This window comes from Actinokineospora pegani, from assembly GCF_009745975.1.
GTDB classification, from domain to species: Bacteria; Actinomycetota; Actinomycetes; order Mycobacteriales; family Pseudonocardiaceae; genus Actinokineospora; species Actinokineospora pegani.
The window spans coordinates 128,943-154,639 of record NZ_WHOL01000061.1 but is presented as its reverse complement, the minus strand read 5'-3'; the positions used below and the strand labels follow the sequence as shown (position 1 = coordinate 154,639).

General features: G+C 70.9%; 27 protein-coding genes. 8 read left to right on the top strand and 19 right to left on the bottom strand.

Going from position 1 to position 25,697, the window contains the following annotated elements; translation table 11 throughout:
• Positions 1-48: 48 nt before the first annotated feature.
• Positions 49-942, bottom strand: a complete 894-nt coding sequence (locus GCL84_RS07485) for an ROK family protein (protein ID WP_235926053.1) — start codon at positions 940-942, stop codon at positions 49-51.
• 361 nt (positions 943-1,303) lie between these two features.
• Here GCL84_RS07485 and GCL84_RS07480 point away from each other — a divergent pair, with 361 nt between their 5' ends.
• On the top strand, positions 1,304-1,636 hold the full coding sequence (locus GCL84_RS07480; RefSeq protein ID WP_156754631.1) for a hypothetical protein: 333 nt from the start codon (positions 1,304-1,306) through the stop codon (positions 1,634-1,636).
• A 64-nt stretch (positions 1,637-1,700) separates the two neighbouring features.
• Here the strand turns inward: GCL84_RS07480 and mctP are convergent, their stop codons facing one another.
• The 7 genes from mctP to GCL84_RS07450 form a co-directional block, all read right to left on the bottom strand.
• Positions 1,701-3,338, bottom strand: coding sequence for a monocarboxylate uptake permease MctP (gene mctP / locus GCL84_RS07475; RefSeq protein ID WP_156754630.1), 1,638 nt, complete (start codon positions 3,336-3,338; stop codon positions 1,701-1,703).
• On the bottom strand, positions 3,335-3,610 hold the full coding sequence (locus GCL84_RS07470; RefSeq protein WP_156754629.1) for a DUF3311 domain-containing protein: 276 nt from the start codon (positions 3,608-3,610) through the stop codon (positions 3,335-3,337). The genes mctP and GCL84_RS07470 overlap by 4 nt, the downstream gene beginning before the upstream one ends.
• A 300-nt stretch (positions 3,611-3,910) precedes the next feature.
• Positions 3,911-4,219 carry an MFS transporter gene (locus tag GCL84_RS07465; RefSeq protein WP_156754628.1) on the bottom strand — a complete coding sequence of 103 codons (309 nt, stop codon included), beginning with the start codon at positions 4,217-4,219 and terminating at the stop codon, positions 3,911-3,913.
• Positions 4,220-4,521: 302 nt separating this feature from the next.
• Complete coding sequence (locus GCL84_RS29145) at positions 4,522-4,668, bottom strand: hypothetical protein (RefSeq protein WP_197523077.1); 147 nt, start codon at positions 4,666-4,668, stop codon at positions 4,522-4,524.
• Between the two features lie 214 nt (positions 4,669-4,882).
• Positions 4,883-6,076 carry an AAA family ATPase gene (locus tag GCL84_RS07460; RefSeq protein WP_156754627.1) on the bottom strand — a complete coding sequence of 398 codons (1,194 nt, stop codon included), beginning with the start codon at positions 6,074-6,076 and terminating at the stop codon, positions 4,883-4,885.
• 53 nt (positions 6,077-6,129) lie between these two features.
• Positions 6,130-6,762, bottom strand: coding sequence for a hypothetical protein (locus tag GCL84_RS07455; RefSeq protein ID WP_156754626.1), 633 nt, complete (start codon positions 6,760-6,762; stop codon positions 6,130-6,132).
• A gap of 73 nt (positions 6,763-6,835) precedes the next feature.
• Positions 6,836-8,146 carry an acetyl-CoA C-acetyltransferase gene (locus GCL84_RS07450; RefSeq protein WP_156754625.1) on the bottom strand — a complete coding sequence of 437 codons (1,311 nt, stop codon included), beginning with the start codon at positions 8,144-8,146 and terminating at the stop codon, positions 6,836-6,838.
• An 89-nt stretch (positions 8,147-8,235) separates the two neighbouring features.
• On the opposite strand from GCL84_RS07450, the gene GCL84_RS07445 reads away from it, so the two are divergent.
• The 4 genes from GCL84_RS07445 to GCL84_RS07430 all read left to right on the top strand — a co-directional run bounded on the left by GCL84_RS07445 (position 8,236) and on the right by GCL84_RS07430 (position 11,650).
• Positions 8,236-9,591 (top strand): 3-oxoacyl-ACP reductase, encoded by a 1,356-nt coding sequence (locus GCL84_RS07445; RefSeq protein WP_156754624.1) that lies wholly within the window; start codon positions 8,236-8,238, stop codon positions 9,589-9,591.
• Positions 9,591-10,445 (top strand): MaoC/PaaZ C-terminal domain-containing protein, encoded by an 855-nt coding sequence (locus GCL84_RS07440; protein ID WP_156754623.1) that lies wholly within the window; start codon positions 9,591-9,593, stop codon positions 10,443-10,445. The genes GCL84_RS07445 and GCL84_RS07440 overlap by 1 nt, the downstream gene beginning before the upstream one ends.
• Positions 10,446-10,509: 64 nt before the next feature.
• Entirely contained in the window at positions 10,510-11,100 is a 591-nt protein-coding gene (locus GCL84_RS07435) for a hypothetical protein (RefSeq protein WP_156754622.1), read from the top strand.
• Between the two features lie 10 nt (positions 11,101-11,110).
• Positions 11,111-11,650, top strand: a complete 540-nt coding sequence (locus tag GCL84_RS07430) for a DinB family protein (RefSeq protein WP_156754621.1) — start codon at positions 11,111-11,113, stop codon at positions 11,648-11,650.
• Positions 11,651-11,711: 61 nt separating this feature from the next.
• On the opposite strand, the gene GCL84_RS07425 is transcribed toward GCL84_RS07430, so the two are convergent.
• Positions 11,712-12,362, bottom strand: a complete 651-nt coding sequence (locus tag GCL84_RS07425) for a TetR/AcrR family transcriptional regulator (RefSeq protein WP_156754620.1) — start codon at positions 12,360-12,362, stop codon at positions 11,712-11,714.
• 77 nt (positions 12,363-12,439) lie between these two features.
• On the opposite strand from GCL84_RS07425, the gene GCL84_RS07420 reads away from it, so the two are divergent.
• Both GCL84_RS07420 and GCL84_RS07415 read left to right on the top strand, forming a co-directional pair.
• The gene (locus tag GCL84_RS07420; protein ID WP_197523076.1) at positions 12,440-13,093 is read left to right on the top strand and encodes an SCP2 sterol-binding domain-containing protein; all 654 of its coding nucleotides are present in this window, start codon (positions 12,440-12,442) and stop codon (positions 13,091-13,093) included.
• Positions 13,094-13,128: 35 nt separating this feature from the next.
• A complete protein-coding gene (locus GCL84_RS07415; RefSeq protein ID WP_156754619.1) occupies positions 13,129-13,734 on the top strand; it encodes an SCP2 sterol-binding domain-containing protein in 606 nt (201 codons plus the stop codon).
• 37 nt (positions 13,735-13,771) lie between these two features.
• Here the strand turns inward: GCL84_RS07415 and GCL84_RS07410 are convergent, their stop codons facing one another.
• From GCL84_RS07410 to pdhA, 3 genes are read right to left on the bottom strand one after another with little or no spacing between them, the layout of a single operon-like run.
• On the bottom strand, positions 13,772-15,205 hold the full coding sequence (locus GCL84_RS07410) for a dihydrolipoamide acetyltransferase family protein (RefSeq protein ID WP_156754618.1): 1,434 nt from the start codon (positions 15,203-15,205) through the stop codon (positions 13,772-13,774).
• A gap of 3 nt (positions 15,206-15,208) precedes the next feature.
• The gene (locus GCL84_RS07405; protein WP_156754617.1) at positions 15,209-16,240 is read right to left on the bottom strand and encodes an alpha-ketoacid dehydrogenase subunit beta; all 1,032 of its coding nucleotides are present in this window, start codon (positions 16,238-16,240) and stop codon (positions 15,209-15,211) included.
• A complete protein-coding gene (pdhA, locus tag GCL84_RS07400) occupies positions 16,240-17,460 on the bottom strand; it encodes a pyruvate dehydrogenase (acetyl-transferring) E1 component subunit alpha (RefSeq protein ID WP_156754616.1) in 1,221 nt (406 codons plus the stop codon). Before pdhA ends, GCL84_RS07405 begins: the two co-directional genes overlap by 1 nt.
• A gap of 375 nt (positions 17,461-17,835) precedes the next feature.
• On the opposite strand from pdhA, the gene GCL84_RS07395 reads away from it, so the two are divergent.
• Positions 17,836-19,257: a M20/M25/M40 family metallo-hydrolase gene (locus GCL84_RS07395; RefSeq protein WP_156754615.1), complete on the top strand. Its 1,422-nt coding sequence runs from the start codon at positions 17,836-17,838 to the stop codon at positions 19,255-19,257.
• A gap of 50 nt (positions 19,258-19,307) precedes the next feature.
• On the opposite strand, the gene GCL84_RS07390 is transcribed toward GCL84_RS07395, so the two are convergent.
• From GCL84_RS07390 to GCL84_RS07360, 7 genes are all read right to left on the bottom strand, one after another.
• Positions 19,308-19,562 carry a hypothetical protein gene (locus GCL84_RS07390; protein WP_156754614.1) on the bottom strand — a complete coding sequence of 85 codons (255 nt, stop codon included), beginning with the start codon at positions 19,560-19,562 and terminating at the stop codon, positions 19,308-19,310.
• Complete coding sequence (locus GCL84_RS07385) at positions 19,559-21,196, bottom strand: TNT domain-containing protein (protein WP_156754613.1); 1,638 nt, start codon at positions 21,194-21,196, stop codon at positions 19,559-19,561. Before GCL84_RS07385 ends, GCL84_RS07390 begins: the two co-directional genes overlap by 4 nt.
• On the bottom strand, positions 21,193-21,396 hold the full coding sequence (locus tag GCL84_RS07380; protein WP_156754612.1) for a hypothetical protein: 204 nt from the start codon (positions 21,394-21,396) through the stop codon (positions 21,193-21,195). The genes GCL84_RS07385 and GCL84_RS07380 overlap by 4 nt, the downstream gene beginning before the upstream one ends.
• A gap of 140 nt (positions 21,397-21,536) precedes the next feature.
• Positions 21,537-22,088: a YbaB/EbfC family nucleoid-associated protein gene (locus GCL84_RS07375; RefSeq protein WP_156754611.1), complete on the bottom strand. Its 552-nt coding sequence runs from the start codon at positions 22,086-22,088 to the stop codon at positions 21,537-21,539.
• 34 nt (positions 22,089-22,122) lie between these two features.
• Positions 22,123-23,241 carry an ADP-ribosylglycohydrolase family protein gene (locus GCL84_RS07370; protein ID WP_235926052.1) on the bottom strand — a complete coding sequence of 373 codons (1,119 nt, stop codon included), beginning with the start codon at positions 23,239-23,241 and terminating at the stop codon, positions 22,123-22,125.
• A 431-nt stretch (positions 23,242-23,672) separates the two neighbouring features.
• Complete coding sequence (locus GCL84_RS07365) at positions 23,673-24,413, bottom strand: ESX secretion-associated protein EspG (RefSeq protein ID WP_268891335.1); 741 nt, start codon at positions 24,411-24,413, stop codon at positions 23,673-23,675.
• Positions 24,414-24,433: 20 nt separating this feature from the next.
• A complete protein-coding gene (locus GCL84_RS07360) occupies positions 24,434-25,687 on the bottom strand; it encodes a PPE domain-containing protein (protein ID WP_197523074.1) in 1,254 nt (417 codons plus the stop codon).
• Positions 25,688-25,697: the final 10 nt, after the last annotated feature.

Here is a 25,697-nt window from a genome sequence, read left to right as displayed (position 1 = left end):
AGGGCCGTCCCACGATCGCGTGGGGCGGCCCTCGGGCTTTCCCAGGGGTCAGCGCGCGACCAGGGCGGCGGCGCCGATGATCCCCGCGTCCCCGCCGAGCAGCGCGGGCACGACCTCGATGTCGCGGACGAACCCCAGCACCCCGTGCTCGGCCACGGCCGCCCGGATCGGGTCGAACAACAGCGCGCCCGCCTGCGCCACGCCGCCGCCGACCACGGCCAGCTCCACGTCGCACAGCGCGGCCGCGGCCACGATCGACAACCCGACGGCCCGCCCGCCCCGGTCGAACGCCGTCGTGGCCACCGGGTCGCCCGCCCGCGCCGCCGCGGCCAGGTGCGCGGCGTCGGCGTGCGCAGGCGCTTGCCAGCCCTGGCGGCGCGCCCACTTCACCAGGCTCGGCCCGCTGGCCACCGCCTCGACGCAGCCCCGCCCGCCGCACGGGCACGGGTCGCCGTCGGGGTCGGCCACCACGTGCCCGATGTGCCCGGCGTTGCCGGTGCGCCCCCCGAACGGCTTGCCGTCGAAGACGAACCCACCGCCGACCCCGGTCGACACCACCAGCCCGACCATCGAGCCCACTCCCCGCCCGGCGCCGGTCCAGTGCTCGCCGAGCGCCATGCACGGCCCGTCACCGGCCAGCTCGACGGGGACGTCGACCAGCGCCTGGACCCGCGCGCGCAACGGGAACCCGCGCCACCCGTGGATGTTGACCGGCGACACCGCCCCGTTGGGCAGGTCGACCGGCCCAGCCGACCCGATGCCGACAGCCTCGACCCGGTGCTCGCCCACCGCGGCCCGCACCACCGCGGCGACGGCGGAGAAGACCTCTTCCCCCGTCCCGCCCTGCGGCGTCGGCAACCGCGTGCGCCAGGTGATCGCCCCAGTCCGGTCGACCAAGCCCGCGGCGATCTTCGTGCCACCCACGTCCACGCCCAAGAACACCGGCGCAGTATCCATCACAGCCAGAGACCACCCGTTTGGGGTCTTATACGCAGAGGGTTACATCAACCGGATGAACCGGACACCGCGCAGCGATCAAAGCGGTGGTGTGGTTGTCCGATCAACTGACTAATCGTGACGTCACCCAGATGCCGCTACAGCTCGGCAAGGGGGGACTACCAGCATTATTTGTCATCGCAGTAGGTCGTCGGTTCACCCAATCGGTGACACAACTCACAAGATGCCGTTCGTCGCTGAACACGCTCCGTTCATCGTCTACTAGGGAGTAGTTGCACTCCCCGCGCGGCGGGGGGTGCAGACTAGGAGTAACCGCAGTACCACGAAGGAGTTCGACGCTTTGGCCGTGACAGGAACGGAGTCCACCCGCGTGGACGACCGCCGGACCCTGCACCTGACCTTCAGCCGGGAGGAGCAGCAGGTCCAGGCGCCCGGTGGACCAGCGCCCGGCGGACCGCCGCCGGGTCCGGCTGTCCAGCACCGCACACCGCGTGAGCGCGTGCTGGTCCTGGCCGAGCACCTGCTCGGCGGCTGGGCGCCCCGGTTGCGTTCGGCGCTGCTCATGCTGGGAGGCCTGCTGGTGAGCCTGGTCCTCATCGCCGTGTTCGCCGGGCCGCTGCCCGCGCTCGTCGGCGTGGGCGCCCTCGCCGCGGTGATCAGCAGCAACCGCCGCACCTGAGCCGATCGACGAAGGAGGGCCCCGCACCGGTCGGTGCGGGGCCCTCCTGCCGTTCAGCGCGCGATCAGTGGGTGCCGACCGGCTTGAGCGACTTGTCGCCGTCGTCGACGTGGTAGTCCTCCGGGGAGGTCTGGTCGACGCCGTTAGCCGCCTTGATCTTCCTGGCGATCGCGGTGACCACCACGGCCACCAGCAGGTTCGACGCCAGCGCGACGATGCCGACGTAGATCTGCACGGTCGACCCGCCGAAGGGGTGCCAGCCGAAAAGGCTCAGCTCGCCCAGCGGCAGCGCCGAGCCGCCGAAGTGCGCCTTGCCCGCGGCCGGGTTGGGGATGTTGTAGAGCAGGAACATGCCCCAGCCCATGCCCACGACCCAGCCCGCGATCATGCCCCAGATGTGCAGCCAGCGGGTGTAGAGCGCGATCGCCACCGCGGGCAGCGTCTGCAGGATGACCACGCCGCCGATGAGCTGCAGGTCGATGGAGAACTGCGGGTCGATGAACACGATCACCAGCACCGCGCCGAGCTTGACCACCAGCGAGGCGAGCTTGGCCTGCTTGGCCTCCTGCGCCGGGGTGGCGTCCTTCTTCAGGAACTCCTTGTAGATGTTGCGGGTCCACAGGTTGGCCGCGGCGATCGACATGATCGCGGCGGGCACCAGGGCCCCGATGCCGATGGCGGCGAAGGCGATGCCCGCGAACCAGGACGAGAACTCGTTCTGGAACAGCACCGGGATGATGGTGTTGGTGTCGGGGCGGCCGGTGGCCTGGTTGATGATCGGCTCGACCCCGTCGGAGGCGATGGCCACGAAGCCGAGCAGCGCGAGCAGACCCAGCAGCAGCGAGTACGCGGGCAGCGCCGACATGTTCCGCTTGATCACGTTGCGGCCCTTGGAGGCGAGCACGCCGGTGATCGAGTGCGGGTAGAGGAACAGCGCCAGCGCCGAGCCCAGCGCCAGGGTCGCGTACTGGAGCTGGTTGTTGGCGGTGAGCAGCAGGCCGTCGGCCTCGGACTCGGTCGCGTCGAACTTCTCCTTGGCCGCGCCGAAGATCTCGCCCCAGCCGCCGAGCTTGATCGGCAGGTAGACGACCGCGACGATGATCACGATGTAGACCAGGATGTCCTTGACGAACGCGATCAGCGCGGGCGCGCGCAGGCCGGACTGGTAGGTGTAGACGGCCAGCACGACGAACGCGATGAACAGCGGCAGGTGCCCGACGATGCCCGCGCCGTTGATGCCCATCGTGCGCAGGACGGCCTCGAGGCCGACCAGTTGCAGCGCGATGTAGGGCATGGTGGCGACCAGGCCGGTGATCGCGATGATCAGCGCCAGGAAGCGCGAGCCGTAGCGGCCGCGCACGAAGTCGGCCGGGGTGACGTAGCCGTGCGCCCGCGACACCGACCACATGCGCAGCAGCGGCATGAAGATGATCGGGTACAGCACCACCGTGTAGGGCAGCGCGTATAACCCGATCGCGCCCGAGCTGAACATCAGCGCCGGGACGGCGACGAAGGTGTAGGCGGTGTAGATGTCGCCGCCGATGAGGAACCAGGTGATCCACGAGCCGAACTTGCGCCCGCCCAGGCCCCATTCATCCAAGTGGTCCAGGGTCGCCCCGGCCTTCCACTTGGCGGCGACGAACCCGAGCACGGACACGCCCAGGAACAGCGCCGAGAAGATGATGAGCTCGGTCCACCTCATCGGGCCGCCCCCTCGTCCAGGTCGTCCACGTCACCGGCGGGCCCGGGCGCGGGGGTGGTGGGTTTGTCCTTGGTCATGGCGAACACGACCGAAGTGCAGATGACGCCGACGGCGACACCCGCGAGCTGGAACCAGTAGAAGAACGGCATCCCGATGAACTCGGGTCCGCTGCGGTTGTAGTAAGGGGTTATCAACAAGAGAAGTGGAACCAGCAGCAGCAGGTTCCACGGGCTCCAGCGGATGCCGGAGGCCGACTTCTTCGGCGGTGCCATCGGCTGACCTCGTTCGTGTGACGAAGTGATGCCGGGAAACACTAGGACGTCCGCCGTCCGCCGTCACCGGTCAACGCCGATTCAAGGTCACTCGGCGGTCATTCCCCAACTTCTCCACAGCCTGTGCACAACCTTGTCCACAGCCTGTGGATAAACCTGGGACATGTGGTGCTTCTGGGGCTTGCGGGACAGGAAATCCCCAGCACAAGCCCGAGATGGGCCGACTTGTGCACAGATCCGCCCCTGGGGATAACCCGGTGGATAGCGGCTGCGGACATCCCAAGAACACGAAGATGGCGTTCAGGCGCGACCAGCGGGCGCCGGGAGGTCGCGCAGTCCGCGCAACGGCGAGAAGAACACCCAGCCGACCGCGAGCCACGCGCCCAGGGCGGGGGCCAGCAGCACGGCCAGGCTCGGCCCAGGGACCGCGGCCACGGCGTTGGTGGTCGCGATGCGGCTGTTGCCGTCGGTCAGCAGATCCGGCGGCAGCAGCTCTGGGACGTAGCTCTGCCAGGACACCTCGAACAGCACAGTGAACGTCCCGAGCAGGAACCCCACCGCCACCAGGTGCTCGATGCGCAACGCGCCCAGCGCCGCCGCCGCGGGCACACCAGCGTGAAGTCCCGGTCCCGCCAGAGTGACACGGCAGTCGCCCTTCACGCGCCAGGTGCGGTGACCGGGATGTGGAAACCCCTGCTGGGTTCGGGGCTGTGCCCCGGTAGGTCGGCGGAGGGGTCCTGGCGAAGCCGCACGAGCGGCGAGCAGGAATGTGGAAACCCCGCAGCGCTGCCAGGTCGGGGGTCCGCCAGCGCTACGGGGTCAACCGGTTCATCGTGTTTGCCGTGGAGGGCGTTACACGGTTACCGGATTGTGCTCCGGGTCACCACGGGTGCCCGGAGACGTGGTGGGGTTCAGCGCCAGTTCGACTGGTGGGTCTGAGCCAGGGTGATGAGCTCGTGGCGCATCGACGGCGTGGCGGCCTGCTCGATCGCGCGCGTCACCGCCTTCCGGTTGCGCGCCTCGATGCGGCGGGCACGGAGCTTGGCAGTGATGTTCATCGGTCTCACATCTCCTTGGTAGTGACTCGCGTCGTCTGTGTCTCAAGTATGCGCGTTGCGCTACCGGGATGCCAGTGGATATCCGGTGAACTGTCGCACACGCCGACGAATCGCCGGTCAAATTCGACATATGCGGATGTTCGTCCTGTTGAGACGCTAACGCTCTGTTTCCATTCCGTGATCTAGAGCCACGGCTGGACAGCCGAAGGCGGCGCTACTCGTCCATCTGGAGCAGGTACCTGCCGAAGTGGGGCACGGTGAAGGCGATGCGGCCGCGCTCGGCGGAGTAGACGAGGCCCTTCTTGATCAGGCTGTCCCTGGCGGGGGAGAGCGACGAGGGCTTGCGGCCCAGGAACTCGGCCACGTCGGAGGTGCCGACGCCCTCGTCCTTGCCGTGGGTCAGCTCGGCCATGGCGCGCAGGTACTCGCGTTCGGCGGGGGTGGCGCGCTCGTAGCGGGAGCCGAAGAAGCCGACCGCCAGTTCGCCCTCGGCCTCCGGGGCGGCGACCAGGACGTCCTCGGCGGTGATCGGGTCGGCGGGCGCGGCGTCCCAGGCGGCCTTGCCGAAGGCCTGGATGAAGTACGGGTAGCCGCCGGAGTGCTCGAAGAGTGCGTCGAGGGCCTCGGGGGTGATGCCCGCTTCCTCCCGGTCGACCGGCGCGAGGACGGCGCGGTCGGCGTCCGCGCGGTCGAGGCGGTCGATCCGCGCGTAGCGGAACAACCGTTCCGAGTAGGACTTGCTGGCCGACAGGACCGCGGGCAGGTGCGGCAGCCCGGCGCCGACGACGACCAGCGGGGCGCCGGACTGGGCCAGCTCGTGGCAGGCCGCGCACAGCGCGGAGATGTCGTTCGGGCCGATGTCCTGCATCTCGTCGATCAGCACGGCGACCCCGGTGCCGACGTCCTGGGCCAGCTCGGCCACCTCGGTGAACAGTTCGACCAGGTCGATCTCGATGTCGCCGGAGTCAGCCCGGCCCGCCGTGGCGGGCACGTCGATGCCCGGCTGCCAGCGCTCGCGCAGCTTGGCGCCGTCCGGGTTCGACTTGAGCGCGAACGCCTTGAGCACGCCGAGCACCGCCTCGACCCGGTCCGGCGAGCGGTGCCGCACGGCCAGGTCGCGCACGGCCCGGTGCAGCGCGGTGGACAGCGGCCTGCGCAGGTCGGCGTCCGGGCGGGCCTCGACCTTGCCCGCGCCCCACCCCCGGCGCACGGCCATCGACCGCAGCTCGCCGAGCAGCACCGTCTTGCCCACGCCGCGCAGGCCGGTCAGCACTAGGCTGCGCTCGGGACGCCCTCGGGCGACGCGCTCCAAGACGACCTCGAAGGCGGTCAACTCCTTCTCGCGGCCTGCCAGCTCCGGGGGGCGCTGACCCGCGCCGGGGGCGAACGGATTGCGCACCGGGTCCATCATCGGACCGTATCGGGCTTTCTAGTGCCTGGCCAATATTGGCCGAGAAAGCACTACGGCGTGTCCGCCGCCTCCCGCGAGACCCGGGTGGCCTCGTCCTGCGACCACGTCGTGCCGATCCGCTGCTTGTCCCCGTGCAGGAAGTGGCGCAGCACGGCGGCGTCGCGGTGGGCGTCGCCGCAGAACAGGTCGCGCAGCGCGGTCGTCTCCGCGCCGTCGAGGGTGGTCGCGACGGCACCCGGCTTGAGCTCGAGGTTGAGCCGTCCGCTGACCACCAGGACGTCCTCGACATCGGACCACCGCACCGACACCCAGTGCGGGCCCAGCGCGGGCGAGTCCCGGAGGACCACCCGCAGCTCGTGCGGCTCCAGCGCGAACGACCACTCGCGCTTGCCCCGCTCACGCGCGGCGGCGACCAGCAGGCCGAGCCCGCCCGCCAGGATGAACACGCCGACGGTGGCCGACAGCCACGCGGGCCCGCAGCCGCGGCCGCTCGACCGGCACACCCGGTCGTCCCACCCGCCGTCCAGCCCGGTGGAGACGCCGCTGGTGAGCATGAACGCGGAGAAGCTGAGCACGATCAGCGCGGCGATCGACAACCCGGCGGTCGCCCGCCACGGGTTGCGCCGCGGCGCCTTGGCGGTGAGCATCTCGTGCTTCGCGCGCCAGGTGCTCGCCATCTCCATGCGCTCACCCTAGCCACCAAGCTCTACGGCCCTCTAGTCCTGGGACTAGAGGGCCGTAGAAGCAGCTATCGGGTTACTTCTTGGCGGCGGGAGCGGCCTTGGCGGGCTTCTCGACGATCGCGGTGACGCCCTGGCCACCGGCGGCGCAGATGGAGATCAGGCCGCGGCCCGAGCCCTTCTCGTTGAGCAGCTTGGCCAGGGTGGCGACGATGCGGCCACCGGTCGCGGCGAACGGGTGGCCCGCGGCCAGCGACGAGCCGTTGACGTTGAGCTTCGACCGGTCGATGGAGCCCAGCGGGGCGTCGAGGCCCAGCTTCTCCTTGGCGAAGTCCACGCTCTCCCAGGCGGCCAGGGTGGCCAGCACCTGCGAGGCGAAGGCCTCGTGGATCTCGTAGAAGTCGAAGTCCTGCAGGGTCAGGCCCGCGCGCTGCAGCATCCGCGGCACCGCGTACGCGGGCGCCATGAGCAGGCCCTCGCCGCCGTGCACGTAGTCGACCGCGGCGGTCTCGGTGAAGGTCAGGTACGCCAGCACCGGGATGCGGTGCTCCTTGGCCCACTCCTCCGACGCCAGCAGGACCGCGGACGCGCCGTCGGTCAGCGGGGTCGAGTTGCCCGCGGTCATGGTGCCGTCGGAGCCGCCGAAGGCGGGCTTGAGCTTGGCCAGCTTCTCCGCCGTCGAGTCCGGGCGCAGGTTCTGGTCCTTGGCCAGGCCCTGGAACGGGGTGATCAGGTCGTCGAAGAAGCCGCGGTCGTAGGCGGCGGCGAGCTTCTGGTGCGAGGAGGCGGCCAGCTCGTCCTGCGCCTCGCGGGTGATGCCCCACTCCTTGGCGGTGATCGCGGCGTGGTCGCCCATCGCCAGGCCGGTGCGCGGCTCGGCGTTGCGCGGGATGTCCGGCACGAGGTGGCCGGGGCGGATCTTCGCCGCCAGCGCCAGGCGCTGCTGCACGGTCTTGGCGTTGTTCAGCGCGATCAGGATGCGGCGCAGGTCCTCGTTGACCGCCAGCGGCGCGTCCGAGGTGGTGTCGACGCCACCGGCGATCGCGGAGTCGATGTGCCCGAGGGCGATCTTGTTGGCCACCTCGGTGATCGCCTGCAGGCCGGTGCCGCAGGCCTGCTGGATGTCGGTCGCGGGGGTCTCCGGGGACAGCGTGCTGCCCAGGACCGACTCGCGCGCGAGGTTGAAGTCGCGGCTGTGCTTGAGGACGGCGCCTGCGACGACCTCGCCGAGTCGCTCGCCCTGCAGGCCGAACCGGGCCACCAGACCGTCCAGCGCCGCGGTGAACATGTCTTGGTTCGACGCCCGCGAGTACTTACTGTTGGACCGCGCGAAGGGGATGCGGTTCCCGCCAAGGATCGCAACTCGGCGCACAGGACTGGGGGCCATTCCATCCTCCAAGGCACAGGTTTACATCTGGGGTAGCATCCTAACCTACTCTTGAGTAAGTTTACTAGCGAGTAGGGAGGCGCACACAGATGACGGACCGTTACCAACAGTTCACCACCTCGGCCGCCGGGAAGCTCCTCGTGAAGCGTCTCGGGCTGCCGGAACCCACGCCGCTGCGGCGGTTCAAGTCCGGTGCGCCCGCACTGGAGGGTCCCGTGCTCGTCGGCGGCGCCCCGGGCGGGCGGCTCGGCGACGCGATCACCACCGCGGCCAAGGCCGCGGGCCTCGAGGTGCAGACCAGCGCCCCGGGCGAGGGCTCCAGCGGGCCCAAGTTCGGCGGCTTCGTCTTCGACGCCACCGGCATCAAGACCCCGGAGCAGCTCAGGGAGCTCTACGACTTCTACCACCCGATCATGCGCAAGCTCGGCGCGTCGGGTCGCGTGGTCGTGCTCGGCACCCCGCCGGAGACCATCGAGGACCCGCTGGAGCTCGTCGCCCAGCGCGCGCTCGAGGGCTTCACGCGGTCGGTCGGCAAGGAGCTGCTCAGGGGCAGCACCGCGCAGCTCGTCTACGTGGCCACCGGCGCCGAGGACAAGGTCGAGTCGACCCTGCGCTTCCTGCTCTCGGCCAAGTCGGCCTACGTCGACGCCCAGGTGGTCCGGATCGGCACGCACGGCGGCGCCGCCACCGAGCCCGAGGACTGGAACGCCCCGCTGGCGGGCAAGGTCGCGCTGGTCACCGGCGCCTCCCGCGGCATCGGCGAGTCCATGGCCGAGATCCTGGCCCGCGACGGCGCGCACGTCATCGTGCTCGACATCCCCGCCCAGGGCGGCGACCTGGCCAAGGTCGCCAACCGGGTCGGCGGCTCCTCCCTGCAGCTCGACATCACCGCGGCCGACGCGCCGCAGAAGCTGATCGAGCACATCAAGACCCGCCACGGCGGCATCGACATCGTCGTGCACAACGCGGGCATCACCCGCGACAAGAAGCTGGCGAACATGAAGGAGGGCCTCTGGGACTCCGTCATCCAGGTCAACCTCGCCAGCCAGTTGCGCGTCAACGACGCCCTGCTCAAGCAGAAGGTGCTGCGCCCGAACGGCCGCATCATCGGCGTGTCGTCCATCGCGGGCATCGCGGGCAACACCGGCCAGAGCAACTACGGCACCAGCAAGGCGGGCGTGATCGGCATGGTCGACGCCTTCGCGCCGAAGCTGGCCGAGTACGGCGGCACCATCAACGCCGTGGCGCCTGGCTTCATCGAGACCCAGATGACCGCCGCCATCCCGCTGTTCACCCGGGAGGGCGGCCGCCGCCTCAACAGCATGATGCAGGGCGGTCTGCCGGTCGACGTCGCCGAGACCGTCGCGTGGTACGCCAACCCGGCGTCCGGCGCGGTCAACGGCAACGTGGTCCGCGTCTGCGGCCAGTCGCTGCTGGGGGCGTGATGTCGACGCAGGCCCTGCGCGAGTCGCCGAACCTCGGGGTGCTGTTCCCCAAGGCGGTTGTCTCGGGCCTCACCAAGAAGGGCGGCAAGACGCTGCCCGAGCGCACCTACGTGCGCAAGGGCGTCAAGGTCGACCCGGTCCACCTGGCCGACTACAACCGCGTCTGCGAGTTCCGGCTCACCGACGCGCTGCCGGTCACCTACCCGCACATGCTCACCTTCCCCATGCAGGTGAAGCTGATGACGGACCCGGACTTCCCCTTCCCGCTGGTCGGCTCGGTGCACGTGGCGAACGTGATCACCCAGCACCGGCCGCTGCTGGTCGGTGAGGAGTTCGACCTGCGGGTGCACGTGGAGAACCTGCGCCCGCACGCCAAGGGCAAGCAGTTCGACATGGTCAGCGAGGTCGTCGTCCGCGACGAGGTGGTCTGGCACGACGTCAGCACCTACCTGCGCCGCGGCGGCGGTTCCGGCGGCCCCTCGGAGTCCGGCCCCGGCGAGCGCGGGCCACTGCCCGCCCCGTCCGCGGTGTGGAAGGTGCCCGGCGACATCGGCCGCCGCTACGCCGAGGTCTCCGGCGACCGCAACCCGATCCACCTCTACGGCCTGACCGCGAAGCTGTTCGGCTTCCCACGGGCCATCGCGCACGGCATGTGGACCAAGGCGCGGTCCCTGGCCGCGTTCGAGGGCCGTCTCCCCGAGGCCTACACCGTCGACGTCCGGTTCAAGCTGCCGGTGCTGCTGCCCACCAAGCTCGGCTTCCACGCCGAGCAGGTCGGCAAGGACTGGAAGTTCGACCTGTTCGACGCGCGCAAGGCCAAGCCGCACATCGAGGGGCTCATCACCGCCCTGTGATCTGCGTGGCCGTTCCACCTCCCCTGCCCCGCCCGGGACCCCCGGGCGGGGCAGGATGGTTTCCGTGACCGACCCGCGCGACTGGCCCATCGTCGTGACCAACCGATGCGCCGAGGCGTGCGCGGACGCCTTCGGCTTCGGCGACATGCGCCGCGCCCGCGATTGGCTGATCGACGCCATCGCCGAACGGGGGGAGGTCACCGACGAGTTGCCTGGGCCGGTGCGCGGCAGGCGCAGCCCGTCCGGGCTGTTCGTGCTGATCCCCGGCTCGTGCGTGCTGCCGCTGACCGAGTACCGGGGCGCGGCCGAGCACTGGGCGGCCACCAACTGCATCCCGTTCCCCCGGTCCCGGTCGACCGAGGACCCGCTGACCCTGCGCGGGCACGCCCTGCTGTCACTGGTGAACCTGCTGCCGCACGCGGTCTCCCAGTTCGCCGCCCGCGCCGGGGTGGGTGAGGACACCGCTCGGGGCGAACTGCTCGAGCGGCTGGCGCCGACCGCGCGGGCAACGCTCAAGCCGCCGGAGTGGAGCGGCACCCGCGACGCGGACTTCTACCTGGTCGCGGGCGATGACGACGAGTACTGCCTGCCCTGCCGGACCGGCCCGCACCCGAGCAGGCCGTTTGACGCGACGACGTGCATCCTGCGCGAATAGGGTGGCCCGCATGGATTGGAACGGCGAACTCCTGGACCAGCTCGACTACCACTGGAACACCCAGTTGCGCCCGCGCCTGGAAGGCCTGACCGACCACGAGTACCTGTGGGAACCCGTCGCCGACTGCTGGACCATCCGCCCGCGCGCCTCCGACGACCAGTGGGGCACCGGCCCGTTCACCATCGACTACACCTACCCGGAGCCAGAACCCGCCCCGGTCGCCACCATCGCCTGGCGCATCGCGCACATCGTCGTCGGTGTCTTCGGCGTCCGCAGCGCCGCGCACTTCGGCGGCCCGCCCACGGCCTACGAGACCTACGCCTACCCCGGCGACGCGGCCACCGCCCTGCACGATCTGGACGAGGCCTACGCGACGTGGGTAGCGGGCGTCCGAGCGCTCGACGAGGACGGCCTAGCCCGCCCGTGCGGCCCTGCCGAGAACAACTGGGGCCACAAGCCCATGGCAACCCTCATCCTGCACATCCACCGCGAGGCCATCCACCACGGCGCGGAGATCGCCCTGCTGCGCGACCTCTACCTGCGCCGCTAGCCGCATAAGCATTTACCGCCCCCGAACCCAGGGCCTCCGGTAAAGCGCGGCGAGTCGGACCTCAACCCTCAGTGGGCACCCAAGCCGCCCCGTCGACCAGATCCCCCAACCCCATCCAGACCAGGTTCATCAGCCAACTCGCAACCGTCTTCTCCGGCACGTCCGGGTGGTCAAGCCACCAGTCAGCCAACGACTCACCCGCCCCCACCAGCGCAACAGCCATCGCCTCTGTCGCCTTGGTGGGCACCCCCCGGCTGGTGGCCGAGCGCACCAGCAGCGCGTCGACCAGGCTGATCGCCCGGCCGCGCATCCCCATCAGCTCCTCGCTGAACGGCCCGCCCTGCGAGGTCGCCTGCCGGTGCAGCACCCGCCAGCTCTCCTTCTGCGCACCGACGAACCGGAAGAACGCCCGCAGCCCGGTCCAGAGCTGCATGTCCGGCGGGGCGTCGGCCTGCACGCCGTTGGCGATGGCCTCGACCAGCAGGCTGGCCTCGCGGCGGATGCACGCGGCGAAGAGGTCTTCCTTGTGCCCCAGGTAGGCGTAGATCATCGGCTTGGAGACGCCCGCGACCTCGGAGATCTCGTCCATGGAGGCGCTGTGGTAGCCGTGTTGGGAGAACACGCGGACCGCGGCGTCCAGGATCTGGCGCTCGCGGACCTCGCGCGGCAGGCGCTTGACGCGAGTGGGCCTGCGTTGCTCGTCGACGCTCACGCCAACCTCCCAGTGCCCCACTTGCCGGATAACTTACCCACCCGTAGCCTACTCATCAGTAGGTCCTGGAGGTGTCCATGCCCGAGTCAAGTCACACCGGTGAGGCCATCGGCGCGCCCGAACCACGGGAGTTCGTCGCGATGCTCCAACGCATGGACGCCGAGGCCGCCCTCGCGTCGAACATCACCGTGGATGCTATCGGGCGCGCAATTGATCCGAGAAAACTTGGCAAGAATGACCTGACTTCTCTGCTCGGTGCGGTCAGCAGGCTGGCCGAGCAGGGGGTCGACGTCGGCCTGTCGCAGATGGCGCCCGCCACCTTCGCCCGGCTCGTCGCGCACGCGTCCAAGGACCAGCTCGAGTCGATCATGGTCGACCCGGCGCTGCGGGTCGCGGTGCTGGACGAGATCTTCCGCCGGATGGGCGAGCACGTGCGCCCTGACCGCGTCCGCGACCTGCACGCCGTCGTGCACTGGCGGTTCACCGGCGGCGCGGGCGAGGGCGGCTTCGACCGCTACGAGACCACCATCAGCGGTGGCGCCTGCACGGTCAGCAAGGCCATGACCGAGCGCTCCCGGGTGACCATCACGCTCTCGCCGCTGGACTTCCTCAAGCTGATCAGCAACAACGCCTCGGCCCCCGTGCTGTTCATGACGGGCAAGGTCAAGGTCCGCGGCGACCTGGCGTTCGCCGCCGGGCTCAGCGGCCTGTTCCAGCTCCCCCGCCCGTGACGCGCGGCTCCTCGCGACGGCGCACACTGCCTGACATGAGCCGCAAGCGCCGCCGGGAGGGCACCTGGCACCGCCTCGAACCCAGAACCGTGGTCGACCTCGACGGCTTCGCCTCGGCCATCGACCCGGCCAAGCTGGACCCCGAGCAGTTCGTGCGGCTCGTGGAGACCCTGGACATGCTCGGCGAGGCCGGGACCGGCGTCGAGCTGGCCGGGATGCGCACCGAGGCGTTCTCCCGGTTCTTCGACCGGACCAGCCGCGCCCAGCTCGACGAGCTGATGGCCCACCCCCGGCTGCGGCACGTGGTCTTCGCCGAGGTCTTCCGCAGGATGGCCGCCCACCTCGACCAGTCGCGCGCGGGCGACCTGCGCGCGGTCATCCACTGGCGCTTCGCGGGCGGCTCCGACGACGACGGCTACGACCGCTTCGAGACCGTGATCGCCCGCGGCCGCTGCACCACCGGTGACAGCCCCACCGCCGATCCCCGGGTCACCATCACCGCCGACCCCGTCGACTTCCTGCGCGCGGTCACCGGCGGCGCCACCCTGCCCAAGCTGTTCATCTCCGGCAAGGTCCGCGTCCGCGGCGACATCGCCTTCGCCGCCACCATGATCAGCTACTTCGACCTGCCCACGGCGTGACCGGGACCCGGACCGGGCCCCGGCCACCCCGGGCGCGTCAGTAGGTCATGGCCACTGCCGGGTCGGCGAGCAGCGCCCCGACATCGGCGAGGAACTCCGAGCCCTGCTGGCCGTCGACCAGCCGGTGGTCGAAGCTCAGCGCCAACTGGCACACCTTGCGGACCTCGATCTCCCCGTCGACCACCCACGGGGTGTCCCTGATCGCCCCGAACGCCAGGATCGCCGACTCGCCCGGGTTGATGATCGGGGTCCCGGTGTCCACGCCGAACACGCCGACGTTGGTGATCGTGAACGTCCCGTCGACCATCTCCGCGGGCTGGGTCTTGCCGTCGCGGGCGGTGGCGGTCAGCGCCTCCAGCGCCTCAGCCAGCTCCCGCAGCGACAGCGACTCCGCGTTGCGCACCTTCGGCACGATCAGGCCGCGCGGCGTGGCCGCCGCGATGCCCAGGTGCACGTAGTCCTTGTAGACGATCTCCTGGGCCGCCTCGTCCCACGCCGCGTTGACCTCCGGCGTGCGCGCGATCGCCAGCGCGACCGCCTTGGCGCAGAAGGCCAGCGGGGTCAGCTTGACCCCGCGGAACCGCCTGCTGGACTTGAGCCGCTCCCGGAACTCCATCATCGGCGTGACGTCGACGGTGAGGAACTCGGTGACGTGCGGCGCGGTGAACGCGCTGCTCACCATCGCCGCGGCCGTCGCCTTGCGCACGCCCTTGATCGGCACCCGCCGCTCGCCACCCACCGCGGGCGCCGGTGCGGCCGGGGCCCGCGCCGTTCCCGCCGCGGCCTGCTGGACGTCGTCCCGGGTGATCACGCCCTGCGCGCCGGAGCCCGCCAGCGCGCGCAGGTCGACCCCGAGGTCCTTGGCCAGCTTGCGCACCGGCGGCTTGGCCAGCGGCACGTGCCCGCCCGGCAGCCCGCTGGGCGCGGCGCCCGGGGGTGCGGGCAGCACCGAGGCCTCCACCCCCTCGGGCAGCGGACCGGGCGCCCGCTCGAACGCCGCCGCGACTGTCACCTGCGCCGCCTCCGCGGCGGGCCCGGCCGGGACCGCGGGCCCCTTGCGCGCCCGGCGCTTGGCCGAGGTCGCTTTGGAGCCGTAGCCGACCAGCGGCTTCATCTCCTCCTCCTCGGCGGCGGGCGCGGGGACGGCCGTCCCGTTATTCGGCGAACTGCTCGGCGAACTGCTCAGCGAGCCGTTCAACGACCCCTTGTCCGGCGCGGCCCCGTCCGGGTCCACGTCGACGGTGAGGATCGGCGTGCCCACGTCGACCGTCTGCCCGGCCCGCACGTGCAGTTCGGTCACCACCCCGGCCCACGGGCAGGGCAGCTCGACGGCCGCCTTGGCGGTCTCGATCTCGACGACGATCTGGTTGACGGTGACCGCGTCGCCCGGTTCGACGTGCCAGGACAGGATCTCGGCCTCGGTCAGGCCCTCGGCGGTGTCCGGCAGCGGGAAGCTCTTGAACTCAGGCATCGCTCACCACGCCAGCGAGCGGTCGACGGCCTCGAGCACCCGGTCCAGGTCGGGCAGGAAGTGCTCCTCCAGCTTCGCGGGCGGGTAGGGCACGTCGAAGCCCGCCACCCGCAGCACCGGGGCCTCCAGCGAGTAGAAGCACTCCTGCTGCACCCGCGCGGCCACCTCGGAGGTCAGCGACGACTCCGACGGCGCCTCGCTGACCACGACCAGCCGCCCGGTGCGGCGCACCGACTCGAACACCGGACCCAGGTCCAGCGGCGACAGCGACCGCAGGTCGATGACCTCCAGCGAGTGCCCGTCCTCCTCGGCGGCGGTCGCCGCGTCCAGCGCCACCTTCACCGACGGCCCGTAGGCCACCACCGTCGCGGTTGTCCCCCGGCGCAGCACCCGCGAGGCGAACAGCGGCGCCGGGGTGGCCGCGGTGTCGATCTCGGCCTTCATGAACCCGGAGTGGTAGAGCTTCTTCGGCTCGAAGAACAGCACCGGGTCGTCGCACTGGATCGCCTGCTGGATCATCCAGTAGGCGTCCACGGCGTTCGAGCAGGAGACCACCTTGAGCCCGGCGGTGTGGGCGAAGTACGACTCCGGCGACTCCGAGTGGTGCTCGACCGCGCCGATGCCCCCGCCGAAGGGCACCCGGATCACCATGGGCACCTTGACCCGGCCCAGCGTGCGGTTGTGCAGCTTGGCGACCTGGCTGACGATCTGGTCGAAGCCGGGGAAGATGAACCCGTCGAACTGGATCTCGCACACCGGCCGGAACCCGCGCACGGCCAAGCCGACGGCCGTGCCGATGATCCCGGACTCGGCCAGCGGCGTGTCCAGCACGCGGTGCTCGCCGAAGTCCTTCTGCAGGCCGTCGGTGATGCGGAAGACGCCGCCGAGCTTGCCGACGTCCTCACCCATGACGATGACCTTGTCGTCGGCCTCCATCGCGGTGCGCAGGCCCAGGTTGAGCGCCTTGCCCAGGGTCAGCGAGCGCACCGACGGCTCGCTCACCTGAGCGGTTTGCTCCTGCACGGGTGCGGCCATCAGTGCTCACCTCCGGCGAACCCGGCCTGGTAGGCCAGGAACTCGTCGCGCTGGACCCCCAGCGCCGGGCTGGGCTCGGCGTAGACGTGGTCGAACATCTGCTCGACCGGCGGGTCGGGCATGGCGAAGCAGAACTCGCGCAGCTCGGCGGCCAGCTCGTCGGCGTCGGCCTGCACCTGCTCGAAGAACCCGGGCTCGGCGTGCTCGTGCCGGATCAGGTAGGCGCGCACCCGCTCGATCGGGTCCTTGAGCTTCCACGCCTCCAGCTCGTCGGAGAGCCGGTAGCGGGTCGGGTCGTCGGTGGTCGTGTGCGCGTCCATCCGGTAGGTGAACGCCTCGATCAGCACCGGCCCGTTGCCCTGGCGGCAGGTGTCGAGCGCCCACCGGGAGACCGCGAGGGTGGCCAGCACGTCGTTGCCGTCGACCCGGATGCCGGGGAAGCCGTAGCCGCGGGCGCGCTGGTAGAGCGGCAGGCGGGTCTGGCGCTCGGTCGGCTCGGAGATGGCCCACTGGTTGTTCTGGCAGAAGAACACCAGCGGCGCGTCGTAGACCGCCGCCCAGACGAAGCCCTCGTGCACGTCGCCCTGGGAGGTCGCGCCGTCGCCGAAGAAGACCATGGTGGCCTCGTTGGTGCTCTCCAGGTCCCCGCTGTTGCCCACCTTGCCCTCGAACTTCTGGCCCATGGCGTAGCCTGCGGCGTTGAGCACCTGGTTGCCGATGACGATCGTGTACGGGTGGAAGCGGGTGGCGTTGGAGTCCCAGCTCCCGTGGTCGGTGCCGCGGAAGATGCCGAGCAGCTCGGTCGGCTTGATGCCCTTGCACCAGGCCACGCCGTGCTCGCGGTAGGAGGGGAAGGCCATGTCGGCGGGCCGCATCGCGCGCCCGGCGCCGATCTGCGCGGCCTCCTGGCCCAGCAGCGGGACCCAGATGCCCAGTTGCCCCTGGCGCTGAAGGGCGTTGCTCTCGCGGTCGGCGCGGCGCACCAGCACCATGTCGCGGTAGAGCCCGCGCAGGTCCTCGGCGGTCACGTCGGCGATGTAGGGGTCGAACTCGGCGTTGCGGACCCGCTCACCCTCCGGGGTGAGGAGCTGGACCAGCTCCGGGCCGCCCTCGCTGGTCGCGCGCAGGCCCGCGATCACCTGCTCGGACGTCGGCGCGGCCGCCGTGGCCGCCGGGCCGCCCCGTGGCGCTGGTTGCGTCCACTGTTCGGGGGTCGACATAGTGCCTCTCCTCGTGGGTTGAGCCGGCCGACCGCTCGTGGCGGTGGTCGGCAGCGCCGTCCGGCACCGTGGCCTGGGTAGTGGCGTTGGCCACCGTCGACGCGACGGGTTTCCTCTCACATCCTGACACGGCACAGCATGGCCGAACGAGGCGACGAGTGTCGGAAGTTGTCCACAGGGGGCTTCTGAGCTGGGAAAACGTTTGGATGACCGACGATTGGGCCTCGGAGTAGCCTGCGATCGGACCTGCTCAACGCGGCGCCCGCGGACGGGTGGATCACCCAACGCGACCATGTGGTGACCTACAACACATTGATTCTCGGGGTTACGAGCGGGTCACGGGAAGTTGTCGGTAGCGGGTGGCAGGATTGACCTGTGGACACCGCAGCAGCGAACGAGACGATCGCCCGCCTCTGGGACGCCGAGATCCTGCCCAGCCTGACCGAGTTCGTCGCCATCCCGGCGCTGTCCCCGGCCTTCGACCCGGCCTGGTCGAGCGCGGGCCACCTCGACGCGGCCGTCGAGCACCTGCGCGCCTGGATCACCGGCCGCGGCGTCGAGGGCGCCGAGGTCGAGGTCGTCCGGCTGCCGGACCGCACCCCGCTGCTGCTCGTGGACGTCCCCGCCACCCCCGGCGCCCCGGACACCGGCACCGCCCTGCTCTACGGCCACCTCGACAAGCAGCCCCCGGTCGGCGGCTGGGCCGAGGGCCTCGGCCCGTGGACCCCGGTCCTGCGCGACGGCAGGCTCTACGGCCGCGGCAGCGCCGACGACGGCTACGCGGGCTACGCCGCGACGGCCGCGATCGAGGCCGTCCGCGCGGCGGGCGGCGCGCACGGCCGCTGCGTGCTCATCCTGGAGACGGGCGAGGAGTCCGGCTCCCCCGACCTGCCCGCCTACCTCGACCACCTCGCCGACCGCCTGGGCACGGTGTCGCTGGTCGTCTGCCTGGACTCCGGCGGCAACGACTACGAGCGGCTGTGGCTGACCACGTCGCTGCGCGGCATGGTCTCGGTCGACCTGACGGTCCGCGTCCTGGACGCCGGAGCCCACTCGGGCCTGGCCAGCGGTGTGGTCCCCAGCTCCTTCCGGATCGCCCGCCACCTGCTCGACCGCCTGGAGGACAGCGAGACCGGCGAGATCCGGCTCAAGGAGATGCACGTCGACATCCCCGACGACCGCGCCGCCGAGGCCGCCGCCACTGCCCGCTCAGCCCCCGGCGCGATCGTCAACGCCTTCCCCCTGGCAGACGCCACCCGCCCCGTCACCGAAGACGAGGTCGAGCTCCTGCTCAACAACAGTTGGCGCCCCACCCTGTCGGTCATCGGCGCGTCCGGCTTCCCCGAACCGCTCGACGCGGGCAACGTCCTGCGCCCGTTCACCACCCTGACCTTGAGCTTCCGCCTCCCCCCCACGGCCGACCACGAGCACGCCCTCGCCGTACTCGAACGCACCCTCACCGAGGACGTCCCCTACGGCGCCACAGTCGAGATCACCCGCTCCGAGTCCGCCCCTGGCTGGAACGCGCCCGCCCTCGCCCCGTGGCTCAACGATGCTCTGGACCAGGCCTCTGCTCACGTGTTCGACGGCTCGCCCTGGCGCACGATCGGCCTGGGCGGCTCCATCCCCTTCATGGGGCTGCTCGCCGACGAGTACCCCGCTGCCCAGTTCGTGATCACCGGGGCTCTGGGTGCTGACTCCAACGCTCACGTGCCCAACGAATGGCTTCACGTGAAACACGCGAAACGCGTCACCGCGGCGGTGGCTCACGTCCTTGACGCTCACTCTCGCAGCTAGGGCCCCTGGACAAGCCGATCCACCCCAGAGCAACCTGCTGCTCTCGGGGGTCAGCGCAGCCCAAGCCGCCCAGCGATGAGCTGCGAGTAGGCCAGCTTCCCCAACAGGTACTCACACGCCGAGCTCTCATCCGGCAGCGCCACCAGGTGGTTGCGCTGCCCCCGCTCCATCCAGTACACAACCCACCCCGCGCCATCACCCGCGGCGTGGACGCACCAGCACTGCTCGTCGCGCGATCCCAAGGCCACGACCCTCGGCTCGATGCCGATCGAGTCCAGGGCGGTGCCCAGTGCTTGCAGGTTCACAGCGGGATCTCCCTCAGATAGCCGGCGTTGATCAGGTCGACCACCGAGTGCGGGAGCACGTACTGCGTGCCGCCGCCCGGTTGGCCCATGGCCGGGGCGATGGGACCTTCCCACACCGGTAGCGGACGGAGCACCTCGTACTGGTGGTAGCCGTTGTCGAGGTTGTCCGGCGGCAGACCGCGTTGCGGGTACGGCGTGTCAGCGGGTGAGACGAAGTCGCCGCGCGCGGAGCCGAAGCGGTCGATGGTCTGACCGGGGGTGAGGACGCCGGGGGTGCGGGCCTCGGGGCTGTCGAAGCCCTGGGGGTGGGCTTGGCCGTCCGGCCACTCCAGGAGGCGGTTGCCGTACCTGCCGGTCTCGCCGCCGGGCCAGTACTGCTGGTTCCAGCCCGCCTCACCCAGGCCCGCGTGCGGGTCGTAGGTGGGTGGGAGCAGGTCGCGGACCGCCGGGTGGTCGCCGGGGACGCCGTTGGTGTTGATGATGGCCTCGCGGTTGGGGTTGTTCCTGGCCGCCGTGATCAGGTCGTCGTTGATCAGGCCCGCGTGCGGGTGCTGGAGCTGGTTGGTCGGGATGGTCTTGCCGCTCGCGTCGTAGTCGCGGGGGATGACCGGTGGGGTGTCGGTGGTGGTGCTGTTCGGGGTGGTGGCACCCGGGTCGGCCGGTGGGTCGACGTGGGAGACCGGGGGTGGGTTGGCGCTGCTGGGCGTGGTCCCCGGGGTCTGGCTGGTCGGCGCGTCCACGCTGCTCGGGGTCGTCGTCGACGGCGGGGTGGTGTCCAGGTCGGGGGTCTGCGGCTTGGCGGGCGGCACGTCGGTCGGGGCCTGGCGCACCGGCGACGGGGGGTTCGGGGTGTCCGGGCCGGTGGAGCCGGTGCGCAGCTTGCGCAGGCCCGACTTGATGGCCTCCCAGATCTCGCCCAGCTTGGCCATGATCGGCCGCAGCTTCTCCACCGACCGGGTCAGCTTGGTGATGACCTCGGTGATCCGGTTGACCCAGCGCGCGATCAGCGCCGACGCCGAGGCCACGATGTGCGGGGTGGCCAGGCCCAGCGTCAGCCCCGCCTCGGCCAGCCACTGCGGCAGGCGGATCAGCAGCGTCGAGATGCACTCGGCCACCAGGTCGCGCACGATCCCGCGCACGGTGCCCACCAGCGCGCCGACGACCTCGACGACCGTGCCGATCGTCCCGGCCCCGGAGGCGGCCGCGGTGATGTGCTCGGTCTGCGCGGCGGTGTTCTGCCGGTACGAGTCGGCGGCCGGGCCCGCCCAGCCCGCGGTGCCCGCGGCGACCTCGGTGCGGAACTCCTCGGCGACCGAGGACACCGCGTTCTGCACGTTCTTCCAGGTCGCCGCGTACGCCGCGATCTGGTCGGCGTCCCCGGCCAGCCAGTTCAGCGCGTCCCGCAGGGGCTTGATGTGCTCGATCAGCCACGACACGGCGTACTGCCCCAGGGTGCCCAGCGGGTCCAGCGCCAGCGACAGCACCTCGAGGCCGCTGCCCAGCACGCCCAGCCCGCCCTCGACCCAGGAGCCGTTCTGCACGCCGTTGTAGACGTCGACAGCCGACTCGGCGATGCCGATGCCGGTGTAGCCCTTGGTCGAGTCCTGCCGTTCGGCGACTAACGGGCTGCTCATCGCCCACCGCCCGCGAACGGCTGCGTGTTCGCCTGCTCGGTGCCGGTGTAGGAGCCCGCGGTGTCGCGGACACCGCCCGCGGTCGCGGTCATGGTCTGCGCCGCCGCGGAGATCGACTCCACCCCCGGCGTGCTCACCGCCTGCACGACCGGGACGAAGAACTGGCAGATGACCCCGTACGCCTGCGAGCCGAGGGTCACCTGGTGGCGGCCTGCACCGCTTGGTCCAGGCGGTCGTGCAGGGCGTCGAGCCTGCGCGCGTGGGCACCGAGCTCGTCGACGAGGACGCCGTAGCCGTCAGGCACGGGACACCTCCGGGTGGCAGGGCCTGCGCTGCGGGATCAGCGCAGGATGTTCCCGTCGCCCCACGGGTTCTCGTCGTCATCGGTGTCAGGTCGCGGCCGTCGGGGCGGTCGGGGCGGTCGGCGCGGGCTCTCTTGCGCGTCGTCGGCAGGGCGGTCGAAGGTCATCTCCTCGACAGCGCTGCCGCTGTGACGCAGCTCCTCCGGCTCCGGTTCCGGGAACCGCTCCCGGTAGCTGCCGACCACCGCCGCGACCGTGTCCGGGTCGTCGCCGACGGTCTGCTCCATCACCTCGGCCACCGCCCCGGTGATCCGCGCCTGCGCCCGCCGCATGGTCGTGAGCACCGCGTTCGACAGCTCCGCGCCGGACAGGCGGGTGTGCTCGTCGCCGATCACCAGCGCGGTCACCGACCCGGAAGCGTCGACGGTCACCCGCACCACGTCGTCGCGCGAGGCCTCGGTGATCACCACCGCCGCCACCTGCGCCTGCATGTCCTGGTAGCGCTGGGCCTTGGACTCGACGTCAGCCGCCCACCTGCGCAACTCCTGCTCGGTGCGGAACCCGTCCCCACCGAATGACGGTGTGCTCACCGTGCCTCCTCGGGCGTCGTCTGCGGCAAGGATCTCACCAGGCCGGGTAGCGCCGCTGCCAGTCGGGGATCTGCAGCGAGTCGGCCGTGCTGAACTCGATCAGCGAGTCCCGGCACAGCACCTCCATGACCTCCCGCAGCTCCAGCTTGTCGAGCCAGCCCGCCGGGATCGCCTGCGCGCCGTGGATCGCGCCCATCAGGTTGCCGCAGATGGACCCGGTCGAGTCGCTGTCCCCGGAGTGGTTGACCGCCAAGCGCAGCGCGTCGGCCAGGTCGTCGCTCACCAGCGCGGCGCACACCGCGATGGCCAGCGCCTCCTCCCCGACCCAGCCGCCCCCCAGCTCCTCGGCGATGGCCTCCGGGCTCGGCCTGCCCGCCTCGGCGAGCTTGACCGCCTTGTCCAGGATCTCCACCGTCTCCTGGTGGTCGTCCCACGTGATCAGCTCGGCACGCACCTCGGTCAGCGCCGCGGGCAGGTCAGCGCCGTCGAGCAGCCGGTGCACCACGAACGCCAACGCCCCGGCCGACAGGTAGCCGCTGGGGTGGCCGTGGGTCAGCGCCCCGGACTGCGCCGCCACGACGAACGCGTCGAGCGGGTCCTCCGACCACAGCGCGCACGGGGCCGCCCGCATCACCGCCCCGCACCCCTTCGAGTCGTTGATCTTGTTCTTGATCGTCCCCCGCTCAGCCCCCGCCGCGAACGACTTGAGCGCCCCCATCACCGTGCCCCCCGGCGCACGGCGCGAGAACAGCCCCCGCTCGCGGATCAACCACCCGTCCGGCTCGGCCTCCATCGCGTACGACCCACCCGCCCGGTGCCACTCCGGGCCCTGGGTGTGGAACCAGCGCTGGTAGGCGTGCTGGATGACCGAGGCGGGCTGCTGGTCGAAGTACCCGAGCCTGCGCCCGACGTGCCCCCGGATCATCGCCTCCAGGGTGAACAGCGTCATCTGCGTGTCGTCGGTGATGTGCCCCACCCCGCCGAACGCGCGGTCGAGTTCGCTGATCCCGTCAGGCCCGTAGCGTTCCCGGATCTGGTCCGCGGTGAGGAACTCCACGGGCGCACCCAGCGCGTCACCCACCGCCCCGCCCAGCACACAGCCGAGCCACTTGTCCGCCGGGATGATCCGTTCGTAGGAGAGGTCGCCGTCCACGAACGGCAGGGTAGTGCGGCTCAGGTGATCGTGTTGTGCAGCTCGCCCAACCGACTGCGCCCGCCACCCGAGCCGCCGCCGCGCAGGGACCGTCGCCAAGGGCACCGTCGGAATCCTCGGCGGTCACGGAGACGGTCGACTGCGCCGACAGACCGACGACGATCCGGCAACCCTCACGGGGGCGGGTGTCGTTCGGCATCGCGACAACCGCCAGGTGACCGGCGATCGGGGGGAGCTCGGAGAAGACGGGCAGCGCGCTGGCCTGCTGGCGTGGGTAGTGGCTTTCCAGGCCGCTGCCGTCTTCGACAAAGGAGATGTCCGTGCCCGAGGTAGTGGTCACCCGTCGTGCCACTGGCGGGTGTGCCTGAGTCGACGCCCAGCTCATTCACGTGCGCTGGTGGATCCACCGCGGATCGAGAAGGCAGATCGGCTCAGATGGTGCTGTGCAATTCGACCATCCGCTTGCGGATGAACTGTGGAGTCCCCGGAACCGCGCTGATCGACCGCTCCCCACGACCGCTGGTCCGGTACACCGTCCACCGGCCGTCGGGCAGGTCGAGGAAGTTCAACCACTCCGCCGCGCGCGTGCGCACACCCCGGTGGTCCCGGCGAGCGGTGTAGAGCTTGCCGCCCCCCTTGCGCGGGGCGCTCATCAGCGCTTCCAGTCGCCGCGCCTCCGGTGGCCGCGCGGACCGGGGCCTGCTCATCTGGAACCCGCCCTGCTGCTGGCTGTCCGCGGCGTAGTCGCTTTCCCGCACGGAGATCGCGTCACCGCGCGAGGCGGGCACGTTGGGCAGCCGGAAGATGAACGCGTCCAACACCCGCGCCGGGTCAACCCGCTCAAAGGTGACCCGGTCCCCGATCTTCTGCGCCAGCACCCCCACCCGCCCGAGCTGGGCGGCGATCACGGAGTAAGGCCCCTCCTCGTCCTGCAACCACCCGTAGTACTCGGCCTGCCCCCGCTGCACCGCGGTCAACAAGTCGACAAAGTCCGGGTCCAACCCCCTCGGCCCATTCACCCCAGCCGCGTCGAGCTCCCGCCGCAAATGGGCGTCGGCCTCCTGTCGAACGCTGATCGGGTAGTACCGCGCCCCACCCGCGAAGAACAGGTGCGGCTCGCCCAACCCCTGACTCTCACACAACCGGTGGACTGATTCCGCCGACAGCTCCACCCGATCCCGCGTCTGCACCACTAGCCCCCGATCACCGGAGGCGCGGTGATCTCATCGGTGCCGAACACGGCCTCCGGGTCGTCCTCGATCAGGAAGGACGCCCGCTCGTGCTCCTCGTCCTCCCCACCCTGACCCCCACCACGCCCAGCTCCGCCCATACCGCCCGCCTGCCCACCACGCCCACCAGCCCGACCGTCATCAGCCGCCCCAGGACCCCCAGCCATCCCGCCACGGCTGCCAGACCCGTGCTCCCCCGCCCCGGCGCCTGCACCCATGCCTGCGCCAGCCCCGCCACCAAACCCACCGGCCCCGCCACGCGCCCCAAACCCACCGGCGCCACCACGACCACCGGCCCCGTGCTCACCACTGCCACCCCCGGCGGCTCCACCAACCCCGTAAGCCCCAGCCCCGAACGACCCACCACCCTGCCCATAGGACCCCTGCCCATACGGTCCACCGCCACCTTGGCCATACGCCCCTTGCCCGTAGGCCCCTTGGCCATAGGACCCGTTCTGCCCTTGGCCAACCCCCAGCGCTTGGCCTTGACCCTGGGGCGTAGTCCACTGCGGAGTGGTCCTGTCGTTGCCGGGATGAGGCTGGGGAAGCTGCTCCGCGGGCAGGGAAGGCCCCCTGACCTGCTCCGGCCGCCCCGGAGGCTGCTGCCACCCCTGCTGGACCGTGCCACCGTCATCGCCCGAAGGGGCCGCGACATAGGCGTCATTCGGCGTCTTGACCGGCGGCGGCCCGGTGGGCTGGTCCGGCGGCCGAACGCTGATATCACCGCCGGGGTCTCGCAGGGTGGAGTAATCAGTCGGCAAAGCGGCCCTGTTGGCTTGGCTGAGCGCGTCGTAGTCGCGGTATGCGTCGATGTTCTTCTGCTCGGCGCCGTGGTAGTCGTTGACCTGGTTCTCGGTGTCAGTGTTCCAAGGCGTCAAGTCGTCGAAAACCCCGCTCTCCGGCGGGGACGCCGCGATCGGGTCCAGTTGCGGAACGGTCTCGTCGAACGTCGATGCCTGCATCTCGAACAGGTACTCGGTTCGCTCGAGGTTGTCCGCCCCCAGCCGAGTCGCCTCGGCCAGCGGCGCAACCGCACCGTGGGCGGCATCCCCCGCTTCGCCCTGCCAGCCCGCTGCGGTCTTCTCGGCCAAACTCTTGATCAACTCGGCGCGGGCGGCCTCGGCTTCGGCCTCCCGCCTGGCCAGCCCGTGCGCCTCGTACAGCGGTCCGCTGCCCGGGCCGGTGGTCATGAGGACGTAGATCTCGTGTCCGCTCAACCCAGCCATG

Bases quoted from the DNA above. Each gene is read 5' to 3' on its own strand.
- GCL84_RS07470 (WP_156754629.1), bottom strand. From the start codon at position 3,610: ATGGCACCGCCGAAGAAGTCGGCCTCCGGCATCCGCTGGAGCCCGTGG.
- GCL84_RS07405 (WP_156754617.1), bottom strand. From the start codon at position 16,240: ATGGCCGCACCCGTGCAGGAGCAAACCGCTCAGGTGAGCGAGCCGTCG.
- GCL84_RS07430 (WP_156754621.1), top strand. From the start codon at position 11,111: ATGGATTGGAACGGCGAACTCCTGGACCAGCTCGACTACCACTGGAAC.
- GCL84_RS29145 (WP_197523077.1), bottom strand. From the start codon at position 4,668: ATGAACATCACTGCCAAGCTCCGTGCCCGCCGCATCGAGGCGCGCAAC.
- GCL84_RS07385 (WP_156754613.1), bottom strand. From the start codon at position 21,196: ATGAGCAGCCCGTTAGTCGCCGAACGGCAGGACTCGACCAAGGGCTAC.
- GCL84_RS07440 (WP_156754623.1), top strand. From the start codon at position 9,591: ATGTCGACGCAGGCCCTGCGCGAGTCGCCGAACCTCGGGGTGCTGTTC.
- GCL84_RS07450 (WP_156754625.1), bottom strand. From the start codon at position 8,146: ATGGCCCCCAGTCCTGTGCGCCGAGTTGCGATCCTTGGCGGGAACCGC.
- GCL84_RS07460 (WP_156754627.1), bottom strand. From the start codon at position 6,076: ATGGACCCGGTGCGCAATCCGTTCGCCCCCGGCGCGGGTCAGCGCCCC.
- GCL84_RS07415 (WP_156754619.1), top strand. From the start codon at position 13,129: ATGAGCCGCAAGCGCCGCCGGGAGGGCACCTGGCACCGCCTCGAACCC.
- pdhA (WP_156754616.1), bottom strand. From the start codon at position 17,460: ATGTCGACCCCCGAACAGTGGACGCAACCAGCGCCACGGGGCGGCCCG.
- mctP (WP_156754630.1), bottom strand. From the start codon at position 3,338: ATGAGGTGGACCGAGCTCATCATCTTCTCGGCGCTGTTCCTGGGCGTG.
- GCL84_RS07455 (WP_156754626.1), bottom strand. From the start codon at position 6,762: ATGGAGATGGCGAGCACCTGGCGCGCGAAGCACGAGATGCTCACCGCC.
- GCL84_RS07445 (WP_156754624.1), top strand. From the start codon at position 8,236: ATGACGGACCGTTACCAACAGTTCACCACCTCGGCCGCCGGGAAGCTC.
- GCL84_RS07420 (WP_197523076.1), top strand. From the start codon at position 12,440: ATGCCCGAGTCAAGTCACACCGGTGAGGCCATCGGCGCGCCCGAACCA.
- GCL84_RS07410 (WP_156754618.1), bottom strand. From the start codon at position 15,205: ATGCCTGAGTTCAAGAGCTTCCCGCTGCCGGACACCGCCGAGGGCCTG.